This is a genomic window from Rhodococcus sp. 4CII, from assembly GCF_014256275.1.
Classification (GTDB): domain Bacteria; phylum Actinomycetota; class Actinomycetes; order Mycobacteriales; family Mycobacteriaceae; genus Rhodococcus_F; species Rhodococcus_F wratislaviensis_A.
Genome location: NZ_JACCFE010000002.1, coordinates 5,679,162 through 5,701,876, shown reverse-complemented (window position 1 = coordinate 5,701,876; position 22,715 = coordinate 5,679,162). Strand labels below are relative to the sequence as shown.

The 22,715-nt window shown below is 68.7% G+C and carries 21 protein-coding genes; 6 read left to right on the top strand and 15 right to left on the bottom strand.

Going from position 1 to position 22,715, the window contains the following annotated elements:
• Positions 1-5: 5 nt before the first annotated feature.
• Genes H0B43_RS27160 through H0B43_RS27145 form a run of 4 tightly spaced genes read right to left on the bottom strand, consistent with a single transcriptional unit; the run spans position 6 to position 5,240 of the window.
• Positions 6-1,604, bottom strand: coding sequence for an acyl-CoA carboxylase subunit beta (locus H0B43_RS27160; protein ID WP_185725109.1), 1,599 nt, complete (start codon positions 1,602-1,604; stop codon positions 6-8).
• Positions 1,601-2,749 carry an acyl-CoA dehydrogenase family protein gene (locus H0B43_RS27155; protein WP_185725110.1) on the bottom strand — a complete coding sequence of 383 codons (1,149 nt, stop codon included), beginning with the start codon at positions 2,747-2,749 and terminating at the stop codon, positions 1,601-1,603. Before H0B43_RS27155 ends, H0B43_RS27160 begins: the two co-directional genes overlap by 4 nt.
• The gene (locus H0B43_RS27150) at positions 2,746-4,452 is read right to left on the bottom strand and encodes an acyclic terpene utilization AtuA family protein (RefSeq protein ID WP_185725111.1); all 1,707 of its coding nucleotides are present in this window, start codon (positions 4,450-4,452) and stop codon (positions 2,746-2,748) included. The genes H0B43_RS27155 and H0B43_RS27150 overlap by 4 nt, the downstream gene beginning before the upstream one ends.
• Entirely contained in the window at positions 4,449-5,240 is a 792-nt protein-coding gene (locus H0B43_RS27145) for a TIGR03084 family metal-binding protein (protein WP_185725112.1), read from the bottom strand. The genes H0B43_RS27150 and H0B43_RS27145 overlap by 4 nt, the downstream gene beginning before the upstream one ends.
• Before the next feature lie 92 nt (positions 5,241-5,332).
• On the opposite strand from H0B43_RS27145, the gene H0B43_RS27140 reads away from it, so the two are divergent.
• The 4 genes from H0B43_RS27140 to pepN are packed head-to-tail and all read left to right on the top strand — an operon-like array spanning position 5,333 to position 10,443.
• Positions 5,333-6,175, top strand: a complete 843-nt coding sequence (locus tag H0B43_RS27140) for an SDR family oxidoreductase (RefSeq protein ID WP_185729781.1) — start codon at positions 5,333-5,335, stop codon at positions 6,173-6,175.
• Positions 6,176-6,232: 57 nt separating this feature from the next.
• Entirely contained in the window at positions 6,233-7,033 is an 801-nt protein-coding gene (locus H0B43_RS27135) for a crotonase/enoyl-CoA hydratase family protein (protein ID WP_185725113.1), read from the top strand.
• 10 nt (positions 7,034-7,043) lie between these two features.
• Complete coding sequence (locus H0B43_RS27130; protein ID WP_185725114.1) at positions 7,044-7,898, top strand: DMT family transporter; 855 nt, start codon at positions 7,044-7,046, stop codon at positions 7,896-7,898.
• 37 nt (positions 7,899-7,935) lie between these two features.
• The gene (pepN, locus tag H0B43_RS27125) at positions 7,936-10,443 is read left to right on the top strand and encodes an aminopeptidase N (protein ID WP_185725115.1); all 2,508 of its coding nucleotides are present in this window, start codon (positions 7,936-7,938) and stop codon (positions 10,441-10,443) included.
• On the opposite strand, the gene H0B43_RS27120 is transcribed toward pepN, so the two are convergent.
• Positions 10,433-11,875, bottom strand: coding sequence for an FAD-dependent oxidoreductase (locus tag H0B43_RS27120; protein ID WP_185725116.1), 1,443 nt, complete (start codon positions 11,873-11,875; stop codon positions 10,433-10,435). The two genes, pepN and H0B43_RS27120, sit on opposite strands and share 11 nt — an antisense overlap.
• Before the next feature lie 104 nt (positions 11,876-11,979).
• On the opposite strand from H0B43_RS27120, the gene H0B43_RS27115 reads away from it, so the two are divergent.
• On the top strand, positions 11,980-12,540 hold the full coding sequence (locus H0B43_RS27115) for a TetR family transcriptional regulator (protein ID WP_185725117.1): 561 nt from the start codon (positions 11,980-11,982) through the stop codon (positions 12,538-12,540).
• Positions 12,541-12,542: 2 nt separating this feature from the next.
• Here H0B43_RS27115 and H0B43_RS27110 read toward each other — a convergent pair whose 3' ends face one another.
• The 9 genes from H0B43_RS27110 to H0B43_RS27070 all read right to left on the bottom strand — a co-directional run bounded on the left by H0B43_RS27110 (position 12,543) and on the right by H0B43_RS27070 (position 20,860).
• Positions 12,543-12,848, bottom strand: a complete 306-nt coding sequence (locus H0B43_RS27110; protein WP_185725118.1) for a hypothetical protein — start codon at positions 12,846-12,848, stop codon at positions 12,543-12,545.
• A gap of 83 nt (positions 12,849-12,931) precedes the next feature.
• A complete protein-coding gene (locus tag H0B43_RS27105) occupies positions 12,932-14,134 on the bottom strand; it encodes an adenylate/guanylate cyclase domain-containing protein (RefSeq protein ID WP_185725119.1) in 1,203 nt (400 codons plus the stop codon).
• A 53-nt stretch (positions 14,135-14,187) separates the two neighbouring features.
• Positions 14,188-15,165 (bottom strand): pirin family protein, encoded by a 978-nt coding sequence (locus H0B43_RS27100; RefSeq protein ID WP_185725120.1) that lies wholly within the window; start codon positions 15,163-15,165, stop codon positions 14,188-14,190.
• A 19-nt stretch (positions 15,166-15,184) separates the two neighbouring features.
• The gene (locus tag H0B43_RS27095) at positions 15,185-15,631 is read right to left on the bottom strand and encodes a MarR family winged helix-turn-helix transcriptional regulator (RefSeq protein ID WP_185725121.1); all 447 of its coding nucleotides are present in this window, start codon (positions 15,629-15,631) and stop codon (positions 15,185-15,187) included.
• Entirely contained in the window at positions 15,615-16,709 is a 1,095-nt protein-coding gene (locus H0B43_RS27090; protein WP_185729782.1) for an LLM class flavin-dependent oxidoreductase, read from the bottom strand. Before H0B43_RS27090 ends, H0B43_RS27095 begins: the two co-directional genes overlap by 17 nt.
• 145 nt (positions 16,710-16,854) lie before the next feature.
• Positions 16,855-18,384, bottom strand: a complete 1,530-nt coding sequence (locus H0B43_RS27085; protein ID WP_185725122.1) for a DHA2 family efflux MFS transporter permease subunit — start codon at positions 18,382-18,384, stop codon at positions 16,855-16,857.
• Complete coding sequence (locus tag H0B43_RS27080) at positions 18,381-18,851, bottom strand: MarR family winged helix-turn-helix transcriptional regulator (RefSeq protein WP_185725123.1); 471 nt, start codon at positions 18,849-18,851, stop codon at positions 18,381-18,383. The genes H0B43_RS27085 and H0B43_RS27080 overlap by 4 nt, the downstream gene beginning before the upstream one ends.
• 73 nt (positions 18,852-18,924) lie before the next feature.
• Entirely contained in the window at positions 18,925-19,161 is a 237-nt protein-coding gene (locus tag H0B43_RS27075; RefSeq protein WP_185725124.1) for an alcohol dehydrogenase catalytic domain-containing protein, read from the bottom strand.
• Between the two features lie 37 nt (positions 19,162-19,198).
• Positions 19,199-20,860, bottom strand: coding sequence for an FAD-dependent oxidoreductase (locus H0B43_RS27070; protein ID WP_185725125.1), 1,662 nt, complete (start codon positions 20,858-20,860; stop codon positions 19,199-19,201).
• Between the two features lie 153 nt (positions 20,861-21,013).
• Here H0B43_RS27070 and H0B43_RS27065 point away from each other — a divergent pair, with 153 nt between their 5' ends.
• A complete protein-coding gene (locus H0B43_RS27065; protein WP_185725126.1) occupies positions 21,014-21,793 on the top strand; it encodes an acyl-[acyl-carrier-protein] thioesterase in 780 nt (259 codons plus the stop codon).
• Here H0B43_RS27065 and H0B43_RS27060 read toward each other — a convergent pair whose 3' ends face one another.
• Positions 21,794-22,630 (bottom strand): helix-turn-helix transcriptional regulator, encoded by an 837-nt coding sequence (locus tag H0B43_RS27060; RefSeq protein WP_185725127.1) that lies wholly within the window; start codon positions 22,628-22,630, stop codon positions 21,794-21,796. It lies immediately after the preceding gene.
• Between the last annotated feature and the right edge of the window lie 85 nt (positions 22,631-22,715).

The following is a 22,715-nucleotide window of genomic DNA, read 5'->3' as shown; positions in this document are numbered from 1 at the left end:
GGGCCTCACATCCGGAAGACGCCGAAGTTCGCGGCGCCTTCGATCGGGGCGTTGGCAATGGCCGACAGGCACATTCCCACCACGGTTCGGGTGTCGCGCGGGTCGATCACGCCGTCGTCGTAGAGGCGACCGGACAGGAACATCGGCACCGATTCCGCCTCGATCTGGTTCTCGATCATCGCGCGCATGCCGGCGTCGGCCTCCTCGTCGAACGCCTGCCCCCGGGCCTCGGCGGAGGCGCGGCTGACGATGGAGATGACGCCGGCCAGCTGCGCCCCGCCCATGACGGCGGATTTGGAGCTGGGCCAGGCGAACAGGAAGCGCGGATCGAACGCCCGCCCGCACATGCCGTAGTGGCCGGCTCCGTAGGACGCGCCGAGCAGGATCGAGATGTGCGGCACGGTGGAGTTGGAGACGGCGTTGATCATCATCGACCCGTGCTTGATCATCCCACCTTCCTCGTACTCCTTGCCCACCATGTACCCGGTCGTGTTGTGCAGGAACAGCAGTGGGGTATTCGAGCGGTTGGCGAGCTGGATGAACTGGGTGGCCTTCTGCGATTCCTCGCTGAACAGCACGCCACGTGCGTTGGCGAGGATGCCGACGGGATATCCGTGCAGCTCGGCCCAGCCGGTGACGAGGGACGAACCGTACATCGGCTTGAACTCGTCGAAATCGGAGCCGTCGACGATGCGGGCGATCACCTCGCGGGGATCGAACGGGATCTTGAGGTCGGCGGGAACGATGCCGAGCAGTTCCTCGGGGTCCTCGAGCGGTTCGATGACGTCGGCCCGGGGCGCCGGCCCCTGCTTCGTCCAGTTCAGGCGCTTGACGATGCTGCGCCCGATCCGGATGGCGTCCTGCTCGTCGACGGCGAAGTAGTCGGCGAGACCGGACTTGCGGGCATGCATCTCGGCGCCGCCGAGGGTCTCGTCGTCGGACTCCTCGCCGGTGGCCATCTTGACCAGCGGCGGTCCGGCGAGGAACACCTTGGACCGTTCCTTGATCATGACGACGTGATCGGACATGCCGGGGATGTAGGCGCCCCCCGCCGTCGAGTTGCCGAAGACGAGCGCGATGGTCGGGATACCCGCGGCCGAGAGCTGGGTGAGGTCGCGGAACATGCGGCCACCGGGAATGAACACCTCCTTCTGCGTCGGAAGATCCGCGCCGCCGGATTCGACGAGGGAGATGACGGGAAGCCGGTTCTGCCGGGCGACGTCGTTGGCGCGGAACCCCTTCCGCAGCGTCCACGGATTACTGGTGCCGCCCCGCACCGTCGGATCGTTGGCGACGATCAGGCACTCGACGCCCTCGACCACCCCGATACCCACGACAGTGCTGGCGCCGACCGGGAAATCGCTGCCCCACGCCGCGAGCGGGCACAGTTCCAGGAACGGCGAATCCTGATCGAGGAGCAGTTCGATGCGTTCGCGGGCGAGGAGCTTGCCGCGTTTCTTGTGCCGCTTGGTGTACTTCTCGCCGCCGCCCGCGAGCGCCTTGGCGTGCTCGGAGTCGATTTCGGCGAGCTTCTCCGTCATGGCCTTCGCCGCGGCGACATACTCTTCCGAGCCGGTGTCCAGATCGGATTTCAACGTGGTCATGACTGATACCCCAATCGCTTGGCCGCGAGCCCCCTCAGGATCTCGGTGGTCCCGCCACCGATTCCGAGGATGCGCATGTCGCGGTACTGCCGTTCCACTTCGCATTCCCGCATGTAGCCGAGTCCGCCGAACAGTTGGACGGCCTGGTTGGCCACCCATTCGCCGGCCTCGACGGCGGTGTTCTTCGCGAAGCAGACCTCCGCGATGAAGTCCTCGTTCGACACGAGCGAACGTTCCACCAGCGCCCTCGTGTACACCCGGGCCACGTCCGTTCGGCGTGCCATGTCGGTGACCGTGTTCTGCACCGACTGCCTGCTGATCAGCGGACGGCCGAACGTCTCGCGGTCGCGCACCCACTGCAGTGTCAGGTCGAGGCACCGCTGCGCGCTCGAATAGGCCTGCGCGGCGAGGGCGATGCGCTCGGTGAGGAACGCCTGGGCGATCTGCGCGAACCCGCTGTTCTCTTCGCCGACCAGGTTGGCCGCGGCCACCCGTGCGTCGACGAACGACAGCTCGGCGGTGTCGGACGCCCGCCAGCCCATCTTGTCGAGTTTGCGGGCCACCTCGAATCCCGGTGTGCCCTTCTCGATCACGAGGAGGGAGACCCCGGATGCCCCGGGACCTCCGGTGCGCACGGCGGTGACCACGAAGTCGGCGCGGACCGCGGACGTGATGAACGTCTTGGCGCCGTTGACGACGAAGTGGTCGCCGTCGCGGACCGCGGTGGTCCGCAGGTGCCCGACGTCGGAACCGCCGCCGGGTTCGGTGATGGCGAGCGAGCCGATGAGCTCCCCGCGCAGCGTGGGGCGGACCCACATCTCGATCTGCTCGGGGTCGCCGGCCGCGGCGAGGTGCGGCAGCGCGATGCCCGAGGTGAACAGGGAGGCGAACACGCCGCCCGACGCACCGGCCTGATGGAATTCCTCGCAGATCAGCACCGCGTCGACGAGGTCTCCGCCCTCGCCTCCGACGGATTCGGGGAAACCGGCGCCGAGGAGTCCGAGTTCGGCAGCCTCTCGGTGCAGTGTGCGGGGCAGTTCGCCGTCGCGTTCCCACTCGTCCAGGTTGGGCAGTATCCGGCGTTCGACGAAGCTGCGCACCGTCTTGCGCAGTTCCTGCCGTTCGGGTGTGTCCCACACGCTCACAACGCTGTCCCTTCGGGGAGGAGTGAAGCCGGTATGTCGAGGTGCCGGGATCTCAGCCATTCGCCGAGTCCCTTGGCCTGCGGGTCGAATCGGGCCTGGGACGCGACGCCCTGCCCGAGGATGCCCTCGATCACGAAGTTGACGGCGCGCAGTTTCGGCAGCACGTACCTCGTGACGGTGAGGTCGGCGGCCTCCGGGAGGAGCCGCTTCACCTCGTCGACGGTCAGGGCGTGGGCCAGCCACCGCCACTGCTCGTCGGTGCGCACCCACACGCCGACGTTCGCGTTGCCGCCCTTGTCTCCGCTGCGCGCGCCGGCGACTGTGCCGAGCGCCACCCGGATCGTGGGTTCGGCGGCCCGAGGTTCCGGGAGCGCGGGTTCGTCGACGTCGTCGAGTTCCCGGACGTCGGTGGCGGGTTCGATGTCGACGCGGGTGCCGTCCGGCAGCACCGCGACGTGCGGCACCTCCTTGGCATGCACGTAGCCAGGCGTGAACACGCCGTAGGGCTGCCCCTGCCCGGGCGGCGCCGTCAGCGTGAAGCCGGGGTAGCTCGCCAGTGCCATTTCGACTGCGACGGAGGAAAACCCGCGACCGACCGCGTTGGCATCGGAGTCCCGGACCACGCAGCGCAGCAGCGCACTGGCCGCCTCCTCGGTGTCGGCGTCCGGGTGGTCGGTGCGGGCGAGCGACCAGTCCAGCTCGGCAGGCCTGACGGGCAGCCATCCTTCGAGCTGCCGCTTCACGAGCGCCGCCTTGTCGTCGATGTCGAGGCCGGTGAGCACGAACACGGCCTCGTTGCGGAATCCCGCGAGAGTATTCAGCGACACCTTGAGCTGCGGCGGCGGCGCCTCCCCGGTGACGCCGCTGATCCGGACCCGGTCGGGGCCGTCCTGCGTCAATGCGGCGGAGTCGATCCGCGCGGTCACGTCGGGACCGGCGTAGCGGCCACCCGTGATCTCGTACAGCAACTGCGCGGTGACGGTGCCGACGTTCACGGCGCCCCCGGTCCCGAGGTGCTTGGTGATGACGGACGAACCGTCCGCGTCGATCTCCGCGATCGGGAACCCGGGGCGGTCGAGGTCGTCGATCTCGGTGAAGAACGCGTAGTTGCCGCCCGTCGCCTGGGTGCCGCATTCGATGACGTGTCCCGCGACCACGGCGCCGGCGAGCTGGTCGAAATCGTTTCGCCGCCAGCCGAAGTGCGCGGCCGCCGGACCCACGATCACCGACGCGTCGGTGACCCGCCCGGTGACGACCACGTCGGCACCGGCGTTCAGACATTCGACGATGCCCCACGCCCCGAGGTAGGCGTTGGCGGTCAGCGGGCTGCCCAGCCCCAGTTCGGCTGCCCTGCCGATCAGGTCGTCGCCTTCGACGTGGGCGATCGTCGCCGACAGCCCCAGCTTGTCGTTCACCTCCCGCAACGCGTCCGCGAGCCCGGCCGGGTTGAGACCGCCCGCGTTCGCGACGATGCGGACACCGCGGTCCAGGGCGAGCCCGAGACAGTCCTCCGCCTGCCGGAGAAACGTCTTGGCATAACCGCGGTTCGGGTCCTTCATCCGGTCGCGGCCGAGGATCAGCATGGTGAGTTCGGCGAGGTAGTCACCGGTCAGGTAGTCGAGTTCGCCGCCGTCGAGCATCTCGCGCATCGCCGACAGCCGGTCACCGTAGAAGCCGGAGCAGTTGCCGATCCGCACGGTCATCGGGTTCCCGCCTCACGCCCGCCGCCCGCGGGGCCCGCGAAGGCCTGCGCGATGTTCAGCCACGCGTCCGCGTCGGCGCCGGTGGCCTCGAGGGCGAGATCGGCCCGGATCGCGCGCTGGGTGACGAGGAGGCAGAAGTCCTCGGCGGGGCCGGTGACCTTCTGCGCGGCGTCGTCGGGGCCCCACGTCCAGACGGACACGCCGTCGGGGGCGGTGAGCTCGACCCGGAATTCTTCGGCCGGGGGCGCGAGTTCGTTGACGGCATAAGCGAAATCGCGGGTGCGAACCCCCAGGTGGGCGATGCTCTTCAACCGCTCGGTGGGTTTGCGGGGCACCGCGAGTGCGTCGGCGACGTCCTGGCCGTGCGCCCACGTCTCCATCAACCGGGCGGTGGCCATGGACGCCGCCTTCATCGGCGGCCCGTACCAGAGGATCTTCTGCCCGGGCGGCACCGCGAGGAGTGCCTCCGCGAGTCGCGCCCGGGCCGATCGCCAGGCCGCGAGCAGTTCCGCGGGTTGCCGCCGGGCGTGCTCCGCGGCACCGGCGTCGACGAAGCCGCCGGGGTTCGAGGCGGCCACCGTCAGTTGCTCCGTGAAGCCGTCGGGGTCGGTGATCGCCAGCAGCGCGGCCTCGTCGGTCCAGAGCAGATGTCCGATCTGGTGGGCGATGGTCCAGCCCTCGGCCGGTGTCGGGTCGGCCCAGCGGGAGTCGGGGAGGTCGGCGACCAACGCGTCGAGCGAAGCGCTCTCGGCGCACAGGTCATCGATGAACCTCTGCAGTTCAGCCATGCGATCAGCATCACACCGACCCGAGAAAAAAGCAAGCACGACTGATTGTTATTCGATCGGTGAGCTGACATCCTGGTCAGGTGATCCGACAGATGCTTACCCAGGCCGCGCTCAATCCACTCCCCACTCCGCGCGCACTGGCTGCGCGACTGGTCCCGGGAACCGGTCACCCCGTCGCCGGCAAGAGGATCCTCGTCACCGGCGGTTCCTCGGGGGTCGGCGAAGCCGCCGCCCGCCGGCTCGCCGCGCTGGGCGCCGAGGTCGTCCTCGTCGCCCGCGGCGCCGACGCCCTCGAATCCGTGCGCGACGACATCCTGCGGTCCGGATGCGAGGCGCACGCCGTCCCCTGCGATCTCACGGACCCGGAGTCCGTCGACGCTCTCGTCGCCACGGTGCTCGGAGACATCGGTCCCGTCGACGTCCTCGTCAACAACGCGGGGCGGTCGATCCGGCGGACGGTCGAGGACTCGCTGGACCGGTTCCACGACTTCGAACGCACCATGGCCGTCAACTACTTCGGCTCGACGCGGCTGACCCTCGCATTCCTTCCGTCGATGATCGAGCGCGGCGGCGGGCACGTCATCAACGTTGCGACGTGGGGCGTGCCGGCCGGCGTCATGCCCAAGTTCTCCGCCTACCACGCGTCCAAGGCTGCCGTCGGCGCGTTCGGCCGGAGCCTCGGCGCCGAACTACGCGACCGCGGAATCTCCGTGACCACCCTCGACTTCCCCTTGGTCCGGACGCCGATGATCGCACCCACCACCGACTACGACGCGATGGCAGCCCTGACTCCCGAGCAGGCGGCGGAATGGTTCGTCACCGCCGTGCGCACCCGGCCGATCGAACTGCTCCCCGGTTACGCCGAACTGTTCCGGGTGCTCGGCACGTTCGCGCCGTCCGCCACCGACGCATTGGTACGGCGCACCGGCATCTGAGCGAGGTGACAGACTGGGACGGTCTCGAATCCACGCTCACACCCGAGGGAGTCGTCCATGACCGACGCCGTGCTCACCACCCGCGATGGCGACATCGTCACCTGGACGCTCAACCGCCCCGAGGCGCGAAACCCCATCTCCGAGCCGGACGTGATCGAGGCGCTCGAGCACGCGGTGGCGGACGTCAACGGCGATCCCAGCGTGCGCGTGGCGATCGTCACCGGTGCGGGATCGGCGTTCTCCTCCGGCGGCAACGTCAAGCACATGCGCGACCGCGCGGGCATGTTCGGCGGTTCCCCCGCCGACCTGCGGCAGGGCTATCGGCACGGCATCCAGCGCATCCCGCTCGCCCTCTACCACTGTGAGGTGCCGACCATCGCCGCCGTCAACGGGCCTGCGATCGGCGCCGGATGCGACCTGACGCTCATGTGCGACATGCGGATCGCCTCGACTGCCGCCGTGTTCGCCGAGAGTTTCGTCAAGGTCGGGCTCGTCCCCGGCGACGGCGGCGCCTGGTTCCTGCCGCAGGCCGTCGGGATGGCGCGGGCCAGCGAGATGGCGTTCACCGGTGATGCGATCGACGCCGCGAAGGCTCTCGAATGGGGACTCGTCTCGCAGGTGACCGAACCCGGCGACCTCCTCGACGCGGCCCGCGCGCTCGCCGACCGGGTGGCGGTCAACCCGCCGCAGGTGCTGCGGATGACCAAGAAACTGCTGCGCGAGGGCCGTCACCAGAGCCTCGAAAGTCTTCTCGAACTGTCGGCGGCCATGCAGTCGCTGGCACACCACACCTCCGACCATCACGAGGCGGTCGGTGCGATGCTCGATCGCCGCAGCCCGACCTTCACCGGCCGGTGACCGCACACAGGTGACAGCCGAGCCGCGCAGTCAACTTCTGCCCGTCGTCTCGGTCCTCGGATCGGTGCTGTCCGTCCAATTCGGCGCCGCGTTCGCGAGCACCCTGTTCGACGCGGTGGGCGCCGGCGGCGCGGTGTCGCTGCGACTGACGATCGCGGCACTCGTCCTCGGGGTGATCGTGCGGCCGCGATGGCGAGGCTGGACACGCACGCAGCGGCAGGGCGTCCTCGCGCTCGGAGTGGCACTCGCCGTGATGAATTCGGCGTTCTACGAGGCCCTCGCGCGGCTCCCGCTCGGCACCGCGGTCACCATCGAATTCCTGGGTCCGCTCACCCTCGCCGCCGTGCTGTCGCGACGACTGCGGGACGGCGTGTGGGTGCTGGCGGCGCTGACCGGTGTGGTGCTGCTCGGCCTGCGCGAGAACTCGGGTACCGAGTCCCTCGATCTCGTCGGGGTGGCGTTCGCACTCACTGCCGGGGCCGCGTGGGCCGGGTACATCGTCGCGGGCTCCAATCTCGCGGCGAGAGTGCCCAGCGCGGACGGACTCGCGGGAGCGAGCATCATCGCCGCCGTCCTGACGATTCCGCTGGGCGCGGTGTCCGGCGGCACCGAACTGTTCGATCCCCGGATCCTGGCCGTCGGCGCGGCCGTGGCCCTGCTGTCGTCGGTGATCCCCTATTCGCTCGAGCTGAGGGCACTGCGGGTGATGAGCAAGAAGGTGTTCGCCGTTCTCATCGCCCTCGAACCGGCGGCCGCGACCCTCGCCGGGGTGATCGTGCTCGGGCAGGTCCTCGGACTGCAGTCGCTCGCCGCGATCGCGCTCGTCGTCGCGGCGGGCGTCGGATCCGTGCTGAGCAACCGGTAGCCGCACGGACGACGGGCCCGGCTGGCAGGATCGACCCGTGAGCACCGCGAATCTGACCCGAGCCGAAACCGCCGAACGTTCCCGCGCGATCGACGTTCTCGGTTATCGGGTGGAACTGGACGTCCTCGGTGCCGTCGACCCGGAGGTCGGGACATTCGCGACCACGACCACCGTCGAGTTCACCGCCCGCACCGCCGCGACCTGGCTCGACTTCCTCGGCGCCGACGTGGAATCGGTGACGGTCAACGGCGCCGACGTTCCCGTCGACTACGACGGCGCCCGCATCGCGCTGACCGGGCTGCTCGAATCGAACGTCGTGACCGTCACCGCCCGGGGCGAGTACAGCCGTTCGGGCGAGGGCCTGCACCGGTTCCTCGACCCCGCGGACGGGCAGACCTATCTCTACACGCAGTACGAACCGGCGGACGCACGCCGAGTGTTCGCATGCTTCGAACAACCGGACCTGAAGGCCCCGTTCACATTCGTCGTCGCCGCGCCGCGGGACTGGGAAGTGGTCTCCAACCAGCAGATCGCCGCACGGGACGACACCGACGGCGGACAACTCGTCACCTTCGCCCCGACGTTGCCGATCTCCACGTACATCACCGCGATCGTCGCGGGGCCGTACCACCGGGTGGACTCGTCGTGGCGCGGCGGCGACCTCACGATCCCGCTCGGTGTCCTCTGCCGGGCCTCGCTCGCCCGGTACCTCGACGCCGACACGATTTTCGAGATCACCCGGCAGGGCCTGGGCTTCTTCGCGGACGCGTTCGACTACCCGTACCCCTTCGGCAAATACGACCAAGTGTTCGTCCCCGAATACAACCTCGGCGCCATGGAGAACCCGGGTTGCGTGACGTTCACCGAGGCATACGTGTTCCGTGGCGCCGCCACCGACTCCCAGTACGAGGGGCGCGCGAATACGATCCTCCACGAGATGGCCCACATGTGGTTCGGCGACCTCGTCACGATGGTGTGGTGGGACGACCTGTGGCTGAAGGAATCGTTCGCCGACTACATGGGCGCACTCGCCAACGCCGAGGCCACCCGGTGGACCGACGCATGGGTGGCGTTCGCCAACCGCCGCAAGGCGTGGGCGTACCTGCAGGACCAGCTGCCGACGACGCACCCGATCGTGGCCGACATCGTCGACCTCGAGGCCGCCAAGCTGAACTTCGACGGCATCACGTACGCCAAAGGCGCCGGCGTCCTCAAGCAACTCGTCGCGTATGCCGGGCGGGACGCATTCTTCGAGGGTGCGCGCCGCTATTTCCGCGCGAACGCCTTCGGCAACACCACCCTCACGGATCTGCTGACGGAACTGTCGGCCACGTCGGGCCGGGACCTGTCGAGCTGGGCACGCGCCTGGTTACAGACCACCGGGGTGTCGGCACTGACCCTGGAGCATGGCACCGACGGACGCGCGGCGATCGTGCAGAGCGAGCCTCGGCCGCACCGGCTGGGAGTGGGGCGGTACGACTTCGACGAGGCGGGCGACCTCGTCTGCGTGCAACGGGTCGACGTCGACCTCGCCGACACGCGCACCCCGATCGACCTCGACGACGCGCCGCTCGTGGTGCTCAACGACGCCGACCTCACGTACGCGAAGGTGCGGCTCGACGATCGGTCGCTGACCACGGTCGAGCAGTCGCTCGACCGGCTGCGCGACCCGCTGACGCGTGGCCTGATCTGGTCGTCGCTGTGGAACGCCACCCGCGACAGCGAACTGGTGGCCACGCGGTATCTGTCGATGGCCCAGCGGTTCTCCTCCACGGAGTCGCAGCCGACCCTCCTCACCTCCGTGCTGGCCAACGTGCCGTATGCGATCGAGCACTACCTCCCCGCATCGGCGCGCGAGGCCGCACGCCGCGACTGGCTCGAGCACACCTGGGGTGCGTTGTGGGCGGCACCGGCGGCCTCGGGGAGCCAACTCGCCTGGGCACGCGCCGTGGCCACCGCCGCCGCGATGGACGGCGGTCGCGCGGACGACATCCGGTCGATGCTCGAGACCGGCGGCCCCAAGCCGGCGGGGCTGTCGCTCGACCCGGATCTGCGCTGGGCGTTCTGGAGCGCTCTCGCTGCCACCGGGCATGCCGGCGACGCCGATCTCGACGGGGAATTGCGCCGGGACGACACCGGTTCCGGCCGCACCGCGTACCTGCGGGCGACCTTCTCACGACCGGACCCGGACGTGAAGGCGAAGGCCTGGCGGTCGATCTTCGACGACCGCACCCTGTCCAACGATCACCTCGGCGCGATCATCGCCGGGTTCGGGGCGGGCGCCCGGCACGACCTCGTCGCGAAATACGCCGCCGGTTACTTCGCCGCGATCCGCTCGGTGTGGGAGGAGCGCAGCATCGAGATCGCCCGGCGGATCGTGGTCGGGCTGTTCCCGTCCGAGACGAGTCTCGACGCCGCGGACGGTTGGCTCGACGGCAACACCGATGCGCCCGCTGCGCTGCGCCGACTGGTGATCGAGCAGCGGGATCACCTCGCCCGCGATCTGCGAGCGCAAGCGTTCAACAGCCGAGACGTCACCGACTGACGGCGCGGGCGCTGTTCGCCGTGTGGGCCGACCACCGGCCCAGGACACTCCGCCACTGGCCCGACGAACTGTCGCCGGCCCAGGCAATGTAGCCGTCGGGACGCACGAGCAGTGCCGGACCGGCGTCGGTTCGGGCCACCGCGTGGACATCGCCGGGAACCGGCGCCCCCGGCTCGGTGACCAGAACGAAACCACCCGAACGCATCACCTCGTACAGCCGGCCCGCGCCGGTGGGCAGGTCCTCGACCCGCCGGCCGACCAGTGCGCTCTCACCGGCCCGGTGTCCGTAGCCGATTCCGATCCCCGAGAACATCCGGGCGATGGCGTCCCCGATCGGCGGGAAGCCGAGAAGCGCTGCGACAGCGACATTCCGGACCTTCCGGAGAATCCACGGCCGGACCGTCATCATGCGCATGGTGGCGCCGCTCGAGCGCAACACCAGCCTCCCCACCGGGTGACGCTCGGACTGGTACGTGTCGAGCACCGACTCGTCGGCGCCGTCCAGGACGGCCGCAAGCTTCCAGCCGAGATTGACGGCATCCTGGATGCCGGTGTTCATGCCCTGCCCACCCGCGGGCGAATGCACGTGCGCCGCGTCGCCGGCGAGGAACACCCGGCCCGTGCGGTACTGCGGCACCTGCCGTTCGTCACTGTGGAATCGCGACTGCCAGCGCACGTCGCCGAGCCCGTAGTCGGTGCCCATCGCGGTCCGGATGGTGGCGCGCAATTCCTCCCTGTCTACCGGGGCACTGTCGTCCACCTGATGTCGCCGGTTCCACGCGATCACGCGAAACAGGTTGTCGCCGTAGGGCGCGATGAACGCGAAACCGTCGCGGACGGCGTTGACGGTCACGAGGTCGTCCGGCGGGTTCGCGAACTCGACGTCCGCGAGCATGATCGACCGCAACACGGCCTTGCCCGGGAACGGCTGCCCGATCATCCTCCGCACCGTGCTGTGTGCGCCGTCCGCACCGACCGCGTATGCCGCGTGGAACGTGACGTCCTCGCCCGCGCTGTCGCGGCCGCGAACCCGGACGCCGTTCCGGTCCTGGTCCACCCCGGTGACGGTGAATCCGCGGACGATGTCGGCGCCGCGCTCACGCGCCCGCGCTTCCAGGAGGGCATCGACGTTCCGTTGCGGCGTGACGAGGACGAAGGGGAAGCGGGACTGCAGGCGGCCGAGATTCAGTGCCGCACCGCGCCACAGCCTCAGACCCGACGAGGGAGCCCCGGTGGCGACGAGCTGATCGGCGAGTCCGCGGGCGTCGAGCAGTTCGAGGGTGCGGGCATGGACGCCGAATGCGCGACTGAGAGTGGATGGTGCGGCGCGCTTGTCCAGCACCGTCACCGATCGGCCCGCCGTCGCGAGCTCGGCCGCGAGCGTGCATCCGGTGGGTCCGGCGCCGATCACCACCACGTCGATGCGCTTCATGACGATCCTCCGATCGAAAGACATCCGTCTAAGTCAACACCTGTTGACTTAGACGGTAGACCGATCCGACCGCCAGGTCAACAGCTGTTGACTACACTGTCGAAATGCCCGAACGCCGCACCCGCTCCGCCGTAGCAACGCGCGCCGCGATCCTCGACGCGGCCCGCGCCCGGTTCGGAACCGAGGGCTACGACCGCACGACGATGCGCGGCGTCGCGTCGGATGTCGGCGTCGACCCCGCGCTGGTCATCCGCTACTTCACCAACAAGGAATCACTGTTCGCCGAGGCCGCGGAATTCGAACTGTGCCTCCCCGACCTCCACGACGTTCCGACGGATCAGCTCGCCACCGTGCTGATGCCGCAGTTCTTCGCCGTGTGGGAGAACGACGGCGCGTTCCTGCCCCTGCTCCGCGCCGCGGCCGGCAGTCCGCGGGCGGCAGAGGCGATGTTGCAGGTCTTCGCCCGCCAAGTGGCACCCGCCCTCGCCGCGGTGGCGCCGGATCGTCCGGACGAGCGCGCGGCGCTCGTCGGGTCGCAGATACTCGGACTCGCCTTCGCCCGCTACGTACTCCGCGTACCGCCCCTGGCCGACATGACGCACGACCAACTGGTGCGTTGGGTGGGGCCTGTCCTCGAGTACTACCTCACCACCGAGCCGCGGTAGCCCTACCGGTGATGCCTGCCGCCGTTCAACATCCAGCGGGCATCGAGTTCACTCGTGCCACGGCGGTGCCGCCTGATGGTGAACGACGTGATCGGCAACCGCTCCACCGCGCTCGCGTCGGCCCGCAGATCGCCCGCGATGCCTTGTTCGAGAACCGAATACGCCGTGTGGTTGACCGAATGCACCGCCAGCCGGAGGGCGTCGAGCGCCGTGGGTCGCGGCCCGAACGCGGCGAGCGTGTGACCGCCGTCAACCGCGGTTTCGACCACCGCGTAGAAATGCCAGTCTGCGCCCGAATCGCCGGTCATGATGCGCCTCACTCGTTGTCCGTCTGTGAGCTGTGCCATGACCGTATCGCGAGGGTACGACACGTTTTCGTCAGCCGCACCGGTCAGGCGACCGCCCGCCGGCCGATCCCGAAGAGTTCCTGAGGGGTGTCCATCCCCTCGAGCCGGTGGCTGCCTGCCGGCTCGCCCCAGAATTCGTCGGTGTCGAGTTCGTCGAAGAACTCGCCCGTCACGACCACCTCGTGCGACGGCGCGACCGCGACGACGCGATCGGCCATGGTGACCGGCCGGCCGAACCAGTCGCCGGCGCTCGGCACGGCCGTGCCCCAGGCGATTCCGGCGCGCAACGGGGGCAGCCCCTCGGTGCGGGCGGCCTGTACGAGATCGAGCGCGGTATAGGCCAGCGCGTTGGGATCGGGCGACACCAGCATGACCGAGTCTCCGATCGTCTTCACCAGAGTCACCGGCGCAACCAGGAGATCGGCGGCGAGGCCGCCGAGTCGCTCGGCACCGCGGCCCGGATCGGCGGACGCCCCCTGCTCCCCCAGCAGTGTGAACCCGACGAGGTCGGCGAAACAGACCCCGATCTCCTGCGCCCCCCGAACCGGGAGGTTCGCGTCCCCGGCGATCTCCACCGCATCCGACCGCAGTTGCCGTCGCACATGGGTGGCGACGAGGTGCGCCAGGATCTGCGCCTCGAAGTCGGCGAGGCGGCGCACCTCCACCGCGTAGCGCAGTGCCAACTCGGGATGGTCGCGCGTCGCGTCGAGTCGCCCCTGCAACAGCGCGTCTGCGGCGTCGACGACCGTCGAGAGGTTGCGTCCCAGCACCCGGGCGGCCGCGAAAATCCCGCTCTCGTCGAGCCCCAGCTCCCGGTACTGCTCGAGTCCGCGCACGACCGCGAGGTCGCCGTCGTTGTAGTACGTCCCGTCGTCGGACGCCCCCCGGCCGATGGCCCGGAACCACCGGCGGGCGTCGTCGACACCGACTCCGGTCATCCGCGAGATCTCGTGGATGCTGTAGCTGCCCTCCGGTGACAGCGCCCGCTCGAGCAGCAGATGCGCGAGCCGGTCGTCCCGGGAGGCGGCGCGGAGTTCGTCGATCGGCACGCCCTCCTCGACCAGGGTGTTCAGCACCCCCACCCGCGCGGAGCGGTCCGACCCACTGAGGCCGTCGAGCAGGCCGGCACGCTCGAAGTCCTGCAGTTGCGACGGTCGCGGCCCCGGACGCCGCAACGGTCGCGGTGGCGGGGAAACCAGCCGTCCCGGTCGCGGTGTGATCCGACGAGGCTGTCGCGGAGTGCGCACGTCCTCATCGTCCCAGGAACGACGCACCCCTTCGCCGTTATCCTGCGAACTCGTCAGCCGCGCGGTTTCAGCCGGCTGTTCGGCAACTCGGGCGCGGGCAACGGATCGCCGTCGTAACCGGCGACCGTGCCGAACCGTGGGTCGTCGGGCACCGCGGCCCGGAGTTCGGACTGCCACTCACGGCGGTATCCGACGATGTCCTCGTGGCTGCGGCCGAGGAAGTTCCACCACATGATCACCTGCTCGCCGAGTGGTGCGCCGCCGAGCAGCAGCAGTCGCGCGCGGGTGGTGCCCGGGTTGCGCAGCACCACCAGCGACTCGCCCGGCGGCTGATAGCCGAGTTCCGACCATCGGAGGGTGGTTCCGCGCAACTGCACCTCGCCCTCGTCGACGAGCACCCCCACCTCGAAACCGCGCTCGATGTCGAGGGTCACGGCCGCCCCCGGCTCCAGTAGGACCTCCGCACCGAGCAGCGGTGTGAACGTGCGAACCGGCGACGTCGAACCCGCCGTGGTCCCGAGGAACACCCGCACGGTGGCGCCGTCCCGGACCACCGGATCGGGCGCGTACGTCTCGAACGCCGGCTCCGCGTCCTGCGCCGACGCCGGCAACGCCACCCACAGTTGCGCGCCGTGCAGGATCCGCGTCTGCGGAGTCGACACCTCGGAGTGCGCGATTCCCCGCCCCGCCGTCATCAGGTTCAGTTCACCGGGACGCACCATCGCGTGCGAACCGATGCTGTCCCGGTGCTCGATCTCCCCGGTGAACAGCCAGCTCACCGTCTGCAACCCCGTGTGCGGATGCGGCGGCACGTTCATCCCGCCCGTGGTCCCGACGTCGTCCGGACCGTAATGGTCGGCGAAGCACCAGGCCCCGATCAGCGACCGCTCCCGCTGCGGAAGGGTGCGGCGGACCGGCATGGCGCGGGGACCGCCCAGCGGAACCTCCCGGGCGCCCAGCACCTGGATGCCACCGCCGTCGGGGTGGGACTCACACCGCTCTTCCACCGAATTCGTCTCCAGATTGCTCACTGCTCCATCGTGCCTTTCGTCAGTCCTGTGCGCTGCGCAGTTTCGTGCACAGCTCGGTGAGCGTGTCGAGTTCGTCGTCGGACAGTGCCGGGCCGACGTGCCTCCGGATGCTCGCCGCGTGCCTGCGTCCCACGGACTGCTGCTGCCGCGCACCCCGATCCGTCAGGGCGACGACGGTCCCCCGGCGGTCTCCGGGATCGCACTCCCGGGCAACGAGCCCGGCGACGACGAGGCGTTCGACGAGCCTGCTCAGCGACGGCTGGCTGAGCAGGATCTCCCGATTGAGATCGTGCAGGCGCAGTCTGCGTCCGGGTGCCCGGCCGAGGGTGAACAGCACGTCGTACTCGCGCATGCTCAGCTCGTCCCACACGTCGTCGGCGGCGAGGCTGCGCATCACTGCGACCTGGGCGCGGAAGAGTGCCTCCCACGCCTCGGCCGCCCGTTCGGTCCTACTGACGGGCGGCATCGACGGGCTCGCGGTCGGCCTTCATCGACGCGTGCGTCGGCGGGTTGTCCGGCACGCCGGCAGGTCGCCGGGCCGCGAATTCCTTGCGCAGCACGGGCACGACCTCACCGCCCAGCAGATCCAGCTGCTCGAGCACCGTCTTCAACGGCAGTCCCGCGTGATCGACGAGGAACAACTGCCGCTGGTAGTCGCCGAAGAAGTCGGCGAACGTCAGGGTTTTCTCGATCACCTGCTCCGGTGTGCCGACGGTCAGCGGAGTCTGGTCGGTGAAATCTTCGAGGCTCGGCCCGTGACCGTACACGGGGGCGTTGTCGAAGTAGGGCCGGAATTCGTCGACGTCCTTCGCGTTCTTCCGCATGAAGACTTGCCCGCCCAGTCCGACGATCGCCTGGTCCGCGCGGCCGTGACCATAGTGTTCGTACCGCTCGCGGTAGAGGTTGATCAGGGCGATGTAGTGCTCCTTGGGCCAGAAGATGTTGTTCGCGAAGAACCCGTCGCCGTGGAATGCCGCGATCTCGGCGATCTCCGGGCTGCGGATCGATCCGTGCCACACGAAGGGCGCGATGCCGTCGAGCGGGCGCGGGGTCGACGTGAATCCCTGCAACGGGGTGCGGAACTGTCCCTGCCAGTCCACGACGTCTTCGTCCCACAACCGGCGGAGCAACCGGTAGTGCTCGAGCGCCAGCGGAATGCCCTGCCGGATGTCCTGGCCGAACCACGGGTAGACGGGGGCCGTGTTTCCGCGACCCATCATGAGATCCACCCGGCCGTCCGCGAGGTGCTGCAGCATCGCGTAGTCCTCGGCGATCTTCACCGGATCGTTGGTGGTGATCAGCGTCGTGGATGTCGACAGGATGATCTTCTCGGTCTGCGCTGCGAGGTAGCCGAGCATCGTGGTCGGGGACGACGGCACGAACGGCGGATTGTGATGCTCGCCGGTGGCGAACACGTCGAGCCCGACGTCCTCCGCGTGCCGGGCGATGGTCGTCATCGCCTTGATGCGCTCGTGCTCGGTGGGGGTGCGGCCGGTGGTGGGATCGGGGGTCACGTCGCCGACGGTGAAGATTCCGAACTGCATAGCTGTTCCTCTCACGCCAGAACTCCATGCGTTTGCATGAACCTATTGCAACATTCAACCACTTCGGCGTATTCCGGAAACGGCCGAGGGCGGCAAGCGCAGTGCGCTTGCCGCCCTCGTCGACGATCGGATCGAACGATCCCGATCAGTGCATCATGACCGTCGGGGCCCCTTCGGCCTCGAGGTGCGGGTTGACCGACTTCTTCCGCGGCAGCAGGAACGCCGGGATGAATGTCAACGCGATCAGCACGGCGGCAACCAGGAACGTGTTGCCGAAGGCATCGGCGGCCTGACTCAGGACCTGGTCCACCATTCCGGGAGGCTCCTGCGCAGCGACCTCGGGCACATGCTGCATCGCGACGGTCTGGCTGTCGAGACCGCGATCGAGCAGCTGGTTGGTGAGCACCACCGACATGACCGCCGTACCGATCGAGCCCGAGGCCTGCTGGACGATGTTCATCAGGGTCGAACCCCGCGCGACCTGCTCGTTGGAGAGCGTCACGATCGCCGCGGTCATCAGCGGCATCATCGTGCAGCCCATGCCCATGCCCATCACGAACAGGGCACCCATCAGCAGCCACGTCGGCGAATCCGACGCGACCTGCGTGAAGACGCCGATGCCGATCAGGATCAGCGGCAGACCCGTCAGCACGATCTTGCCGGGGCCCATTTTGTCGACGAGACGTCCCGCTACGGGCATGGTCAGCATCGCACCGATACCCTGCGGAGCCATCAGCAGACCGGCAGCGAGCGTTGTGTGCCCACCGACCTGGATGAAGTAGCTGGGGAACAGCAGACCGGCACCCATGAACGCGACGATGAACAGCGAAGTCGTGATGACCGCGACCGTCAGCTGCCGGTTCTTGAACAGATGCAGGTCGATCAGCGGGTGATCCTTACGCAATGCGTGGAAGACGAACGCGATGATCAGCGCCAGACCGATCGCACCCGACACGAGCACGCGAGCGGACGCGACAGTGCCCACCTCAGGAATGGACGAGACACCGAACAGGAACAGCGCCAGGCCGGGCGAGAGCAGCAGCATGCCGAGGAAGTCGAAGGACTCGGAGGGCGAGGGCTTGTCGGACGGCAGGATGATGAATGCAGCGGTGAGGGCGATGATGCCGATGGGCACGTTGATCAGGAAGATCCAGTGCCAGCTCGCTGCCTCGATCAGCCAGCCGCCGAGGATCGGACCACCGATGGGGCCGAGCAGCATGGGGATACCCAGCACCGCCATGACCCGGCCGACGCGGTCGGGGCCCGCGGCCTTCGTCATGATCGTCATGCCGAGCGGCATCAGCATGCCGCCGCCGAGCCCCTGAAGGACGCGGAAGCCGATCAGCGAGGTGATGTCCCAGGCGAAGCTGCACAGCACCGAGCCGAGCACGAACAGGACGAGTGCCGTCATGTAGAGGCGCTTGGTGCCGAACCGGTCGGCCGCCCACCCGGTGACGGGAATGACGGTGGCCAGCGCGAGGGTGTACGCGGTCATCGTCCACGCGACCGTGGCGTACGTGGTGTCGAATTCCGTGGCGAACGTCGGCAACGCGACGCTGACGACGGTCACGTCGAGGATCGACATGATGGCACCGAGCACCACCACGGACGCGATCTTGAGGACCGTGCCGTCGAGCTTGTCGGGCGCCGCGTTCGCGGCGGTCGGCGATGTCATCCGAATATCTCCTGGTTGAGTTCTCGCAGGGACTCCCCCGCGAGGATCGGTTGTAGTGCCTCGATCAGCCGAGTCCGCTCGATCTCCGGTACCCGGTGCGCAAACCGTCGCAACTGATCACGCTTGCATTCGACGTGCTGGGTTGCGACCTTATGCCCTGCCTCCGACAGGGAAACTCGCTTGACCCGCCGGTCCCGTTCGTCCTCCCGGCGCACGACCAGACCCAGTTTCACGAGCTGGTCGACGTTCCGGCCCGCTGCGGCCACCGAGAGCCGCAGCCGCTCGGCCACCTCGTTGATCGGAAGCGGCTCCCCGTGCTGACTGAGCGCGAAGAGCATGCGCACCTGTGAGAACGTCAGGTCCAGCTCGATGAGGATGTCCATCGACTCCGACTCTCCCGCGCTCAACAGTTGAGTGAAGAAATCGTTGAGAAGTTCGAAGAGAAGATCAGGAGATTTGTCGGGCACCTTCAAATAGTAGCGCTCATGCAACTATTGCTCAACGGCAACTATGACGCAACCGAATAAACGGTGTCCGGCATCACATCGTCCGACTGCCCGTACGCGCCAAGAGAACGACACCCGCGACTCGGGCGCCGGGGACGAACGGCGGCTCGGGGAGGAGCTGATGCTTGCCGTAGCAGCTCAGAAGGTCGGGGAAGCACACACCGCTCGCCTCGACGTCGATCAGGGCCAGACCGTCGGCGGAGAGTTCGGGCACGTCGCGCAGGGCCATGCCGGCCGGCCCCGACAGCTCCGTCACCACCACTGCGCGCACGCTCGAAGACTGGACGCGCAGGGGTGGCCGGAGTCCATCAACGAGTGAAGAGCCGCTTCCGTCGGCGGGCGACGGACACCATCTCGGCGGGGTCGGTCATCTTGACACGTGGCCGACCCGAGCCCGCCCCGCGTCCGGTCTCCGCCTTGTCGATCGCACGCCAGCCCGCGAACCCGATCTGTTCCGGCCTGCGCCGCTCGATCAGTTTCTTCACGTCCTTGCGGGTGCCGACGGTGCCGCGGAGCTTGCCGGCCTCGAAATCGGCGAGCAGCGCGGACACCGTCTCCTTGGCGCAGGCCTTGTTGGTGCCGATGACACCGCTGGGGCCACGCTTGATCCACCCGGTCACGTACACGCGGTCGGTGACGCGCCCGCGGTCGTTGGGGATGACGCCACGCTTCTCGTCGAACGCGACACCGCCGACGGGATTACCGCGGTACCCGATGGAGCGCAGCACGAGCGAGGTGTCGAGGGCACCCTCCTCGCCCGTCGGCCGGGCCGTCGGCGCGCCGGAGTCGGCGACCACCAATTCGTTGCGTCCGTAGCGCAGCACCTCGGCCCTGCCGGCACCGGCGACCTCGAGCGGCGACGTCAGGTAGCGAAACACGATGCGCTTGTGACCGGGACGCGGGGCACGCTCGGCGAACTCCCGCGCCAGCCGGACCTTCATCGCGGTGGCCGGATCGCCCAGCAGCGCCTCACTGGCCGGATCGAGATCGAGGTCCGCCTCGTCGATGACGACGTCCACGTTGTCCAGGTCGCCGAGCGCGAGGAACTCGGGGTTGCTGTAGGCCGCCTGCGCGGGCCCGCGCCGGCCGAGGAGCACGACCTCCTCGATGTTGCTGCGCCGCAGCGCCGCGAGGGCGTGATCGGCGATGTCCGTCCGTTCCAGTTCGTCGACGTTCATCGTGAGGATGCGCGCCACGTCGAGCGCGACGTTGCCGTTGCCGACGATCACCGCGCGCTTCGCGGACAGGTCGAACGTCCGCTGCGCGTAGTCCGGGTGGCCGTTGTACCAGGCCACGAACTCGGTGGCGGCGTGCACGCCCGGCAGATCCTCACCGGGGATTCCCAGCCGGCGGTCGCTCGACGCCCCGACGGCATAGATGACGGCGTGGTGATTCTGGAGCAGTTCGTCGTGCGTGACGTGCGTGCCGACCTCGACGTTGAGGTGGAATTCGAAGTTCGGCCGGTCGAGACTCCACTCGAACATCCGCGTCACCTCCTTGGTGCCGGGATGGTCGGGGGCGACACCCGCGCGGACGAGCCCCCACGGGGTCGGCAGCTTCTCGAACATCTCGACTTCGACGTCGGAACGCTCGAGCAGTTCACCCGCGGCGTAGCAGGCCGCCGGACCGGCCCCGACGACGGCGACGCGGAGCTTGCCGAGGTCGCGCCGCGGCGGGGTCGCGGGTGTGAGCGGGATCCAGCCGGTCGGCATGGGGTTGGTCGTGTAGTACTCGGCGTTGATGTCCTTGTAGCGGGTGAGGGACCCGAAGAGCTTGTCTTCCGGGAAGATCGCGTCGACCGGGCAGGCATCGACGCACGCCCCGCAGTCGATGCAGGTTTCCGGGTCGATGTGCAGCATCTCGGTCTGCGCGAACTCCCGCTCCTCGGGTGTCGGATGAATGCAGTTCACGGGGCATGCGGAGACGCAACTCGCGTCGTTGCAGCACGCCTGGGTGATGACATATGCCATTGCGGTTTCCTCACACCTGTCCGGACCATCGAGCTCATTTGTGTTACACGTAGTAACAGTTATATGAACTGTACTGAGAATCGCGTCCGCAAACAAGCACCGCCGCCGGGGTGGAAGAATCGGCACTTCGACCACGAGCGAAGGAAACGCACCTTGGCACTCGACCGACCCCTCGCCGCTCGCCCCGCCCGCGGTGGAGTCTTCGAAACCTCCTGGCCCGTCCGCACCGGCGACATCGACGCCGCGAAACGACTCCGCCTCGACGGGATCGCGCGCTACCTGCAGGACGCCGGCCTGGACAACCTCGACGCGGTGGACGCCGCCGACACCCACCCCCTCTGGATCGTCCGGCGCACCGTCATCGACGTCGTCCGACCCGCCGTGTGGCCCGAACGGGTGCATCTACGGCGCTGGTGTTCGGCGCTGTCGACCCGCTGGACCAACATGCGGGTCCAGATCGAGGGCGAGGCGGGCGCCCTGATCGAGACCGAGGGGTTCTGGATCCACATCAGCGGCGAAACCGGAATGCCCACCCGTATCGACGACGGGTTCATCGAACGGCTCGGGGAATCGGCGGACGAACACCGCCTCAAGTGGAAGCGGTGGCTCGTCGAGAACGCTCCCGCGGCCGAAGAGGACGGCATCGTCGACACCGAGTTCGTCCTGCGGCGCACCGATATCGACCCGTTCGACCACGTCAACAACGCCGTCTACTGGCAGGCGGTCGAGGAATTGCTCGCCGACCACGAGCATCCCGGCGGCGGCCGCCTCGTCGACAACCCCCACCGCGCGGTGCTCGAATACCTCTCCCCCATCGTGTCGACCGACCAGATCGTCCTGCGTTCGCGGCGGGACGAGCAGTCGCTGACCGTATGGTTCCTGGTCGACGACTCGTTGCGCGCCGTGGCCCACGTCGGGCCACTCGCAACCTGATCAGACCATCTGCTGGGTGCCGATCACCCGCAGCAGGTCGAGCTTCGCCCGGGCATCCGAGCCCGGCTGCGGCATGTACACGAGCAGATGCTGATAGGCCCCCTGGGTCAGCAGCGTCTCGCAGACGAGGTCGATGCGCCCGACCTCGCCGTGGAGAACGCTCTTCGTGTCGGACCGGCGGACCGCCACGTCGTGCCGGTCCCACAGGGCGACGAACTCGGTGCTCGACTCGTACAGCCGGCCCACCAGGTCCGTGACGTCGGCGTCGCCCGCGCGCCGAGCCGCAGTCGCGCGCAGGTCCGCGACGTGATGTCCGGCGAGACGGTCGTGATCGTCCGCCGGAAACATGTGCCGCTCGTCGGGGTGCACGAACCACCGCCACGTCACGTACCGGTCGAGACCGGAATACCGGGACGCGTCGCCGAACAGGATCATGTGCATCCGGTTCTGGATCAGCACCTCCCCGAGGTCGGAGATGACGCAGCCCGGGGTGTCGTCGAGCTTGTCGAGCAGATGCAGCAACCCCGGCCCGACGTGCTTGTTGCCCGCCGCCCGCATGGGCGGAACCTGACCCGACAACAGGTACAGATGGTCACGCTGATCGTCGGTGAGCCTCAGCGCACGCGCGATCGACGCCAGAACCTGCGTCGACGGGTGCGGTCCACGTGCCTGCTCGAGGCGCGTGTAGTAGTCGGTGGACATTCCCGCGAGCATCGCCACCTCGTCGCGCCGCAGTCCGGGCGTGCGGCGCCGCACACCCGGCGGCAGTCCGACGTCGGCCGGAACCAGCTGTTCCCTGCGACGCCGGAGGAAATCTGCCAACTCGGAGCGGTCCATGAATCCACTGTGCCGGACCCGCGAATGCCCTGCCAGGGATCGCCGGTCCCCCGATGAACGGTCTCTGGTTGCCGGTCCCGGCCGA

Bases quoted from the DNA above. Each gene is read 5' to 3' on its own strand.
- H0B43_RS27160 (WP_185725109.1), bottom strand. From the start codon at position 1,604: ATGACCACGTTGAAATCCGATCTGGACACCGGCTCGGAAGAGTATGTC.
- H0B43_RS27090 (WP_185729782.1), bottom strand. From the start codon at position 16,709: ATGCAGTTCGGAATCTTCACCGTCGGCGACGTGACCCCCGATCCCACC.
- H0B43_RS27060 (WP_185725127.1), bottom strand. From the start codon at position 22,630: ATGGACCGCTCCGAGTTGGCAGATTTCCTCCGGCGTCGCAGGGAACAG.
- H0B43_RS27085 (WP_185725122.1), bottom strand. From the start codon at position 18,384: ATGACATCGCCGACCGCCGCGAACGCGGCGCCCGACAAGCTCGACGGC.
- H0B43_RS27070 (WP_185725125.1), bottom strand. From the start codon at position 20,860: ATGGCATATGTCATCACCCAGGCGTGCTGCAACGACGCGAGTTGCGTC.
- H0B43_RS27135 (WP_185725113.1), top strand. From the start codon at position 6,233: ATGACCGACGCCGTGCTCACCACCCGCGATGGCGACATCGTCACCTGG.
- H0B43_RS27150 (WP_185725111.1), bottom strand. From the start codon at position 4,452: ATGACCGTGCGGATCGGCAACTGCTCCGGCTTCTACGGTGACCGGCTG.
- H0B43_RS27145 (WP_185725112.1), bottom strand. From the start codon at position 5,240: ATGGCTGAACTGCAGAGGTTCATCGATGACCTGTGCGCCGAGAGCGCT.
- H0B43_RS27095 (WP_185725121.1), bottom strand. From the start codon at position 15,631: ATGCCGCCCGTCAGTAGGACCGAACGGGCGGCCGAGGCGTGGGAGGCA.
- H0B43_RS27120 (WP_185725116.1), bottom strand. From the start codon at position 11,875: ATGAAGCGCATCGACGTGGTGGTGATCGGCGCCGGACCCACCGGATGC.
- H0B43_RS27140 (WP_185729781.1), top strand. From the start codon at position 5,333: ATGCTTACCCAGGCCGCGCTCAATCCACTCCCCACTCCGCGCGCACTG.
- H0B43_RS27115 (WP_185725117.1), top strand. From the start codon at position 11,980: ATGCCCGAACGCCGCACCCGCTCCGCCGTAGCAACGCGCGCCGCGATC.
- H0B43_RS27110 (WP_185725118.1), bottom strand. From the start codon at position 12,848: ATGACCGGCGATTCGGGCGCAGACTGGCATTTCTACGCGGTGGTCGAA.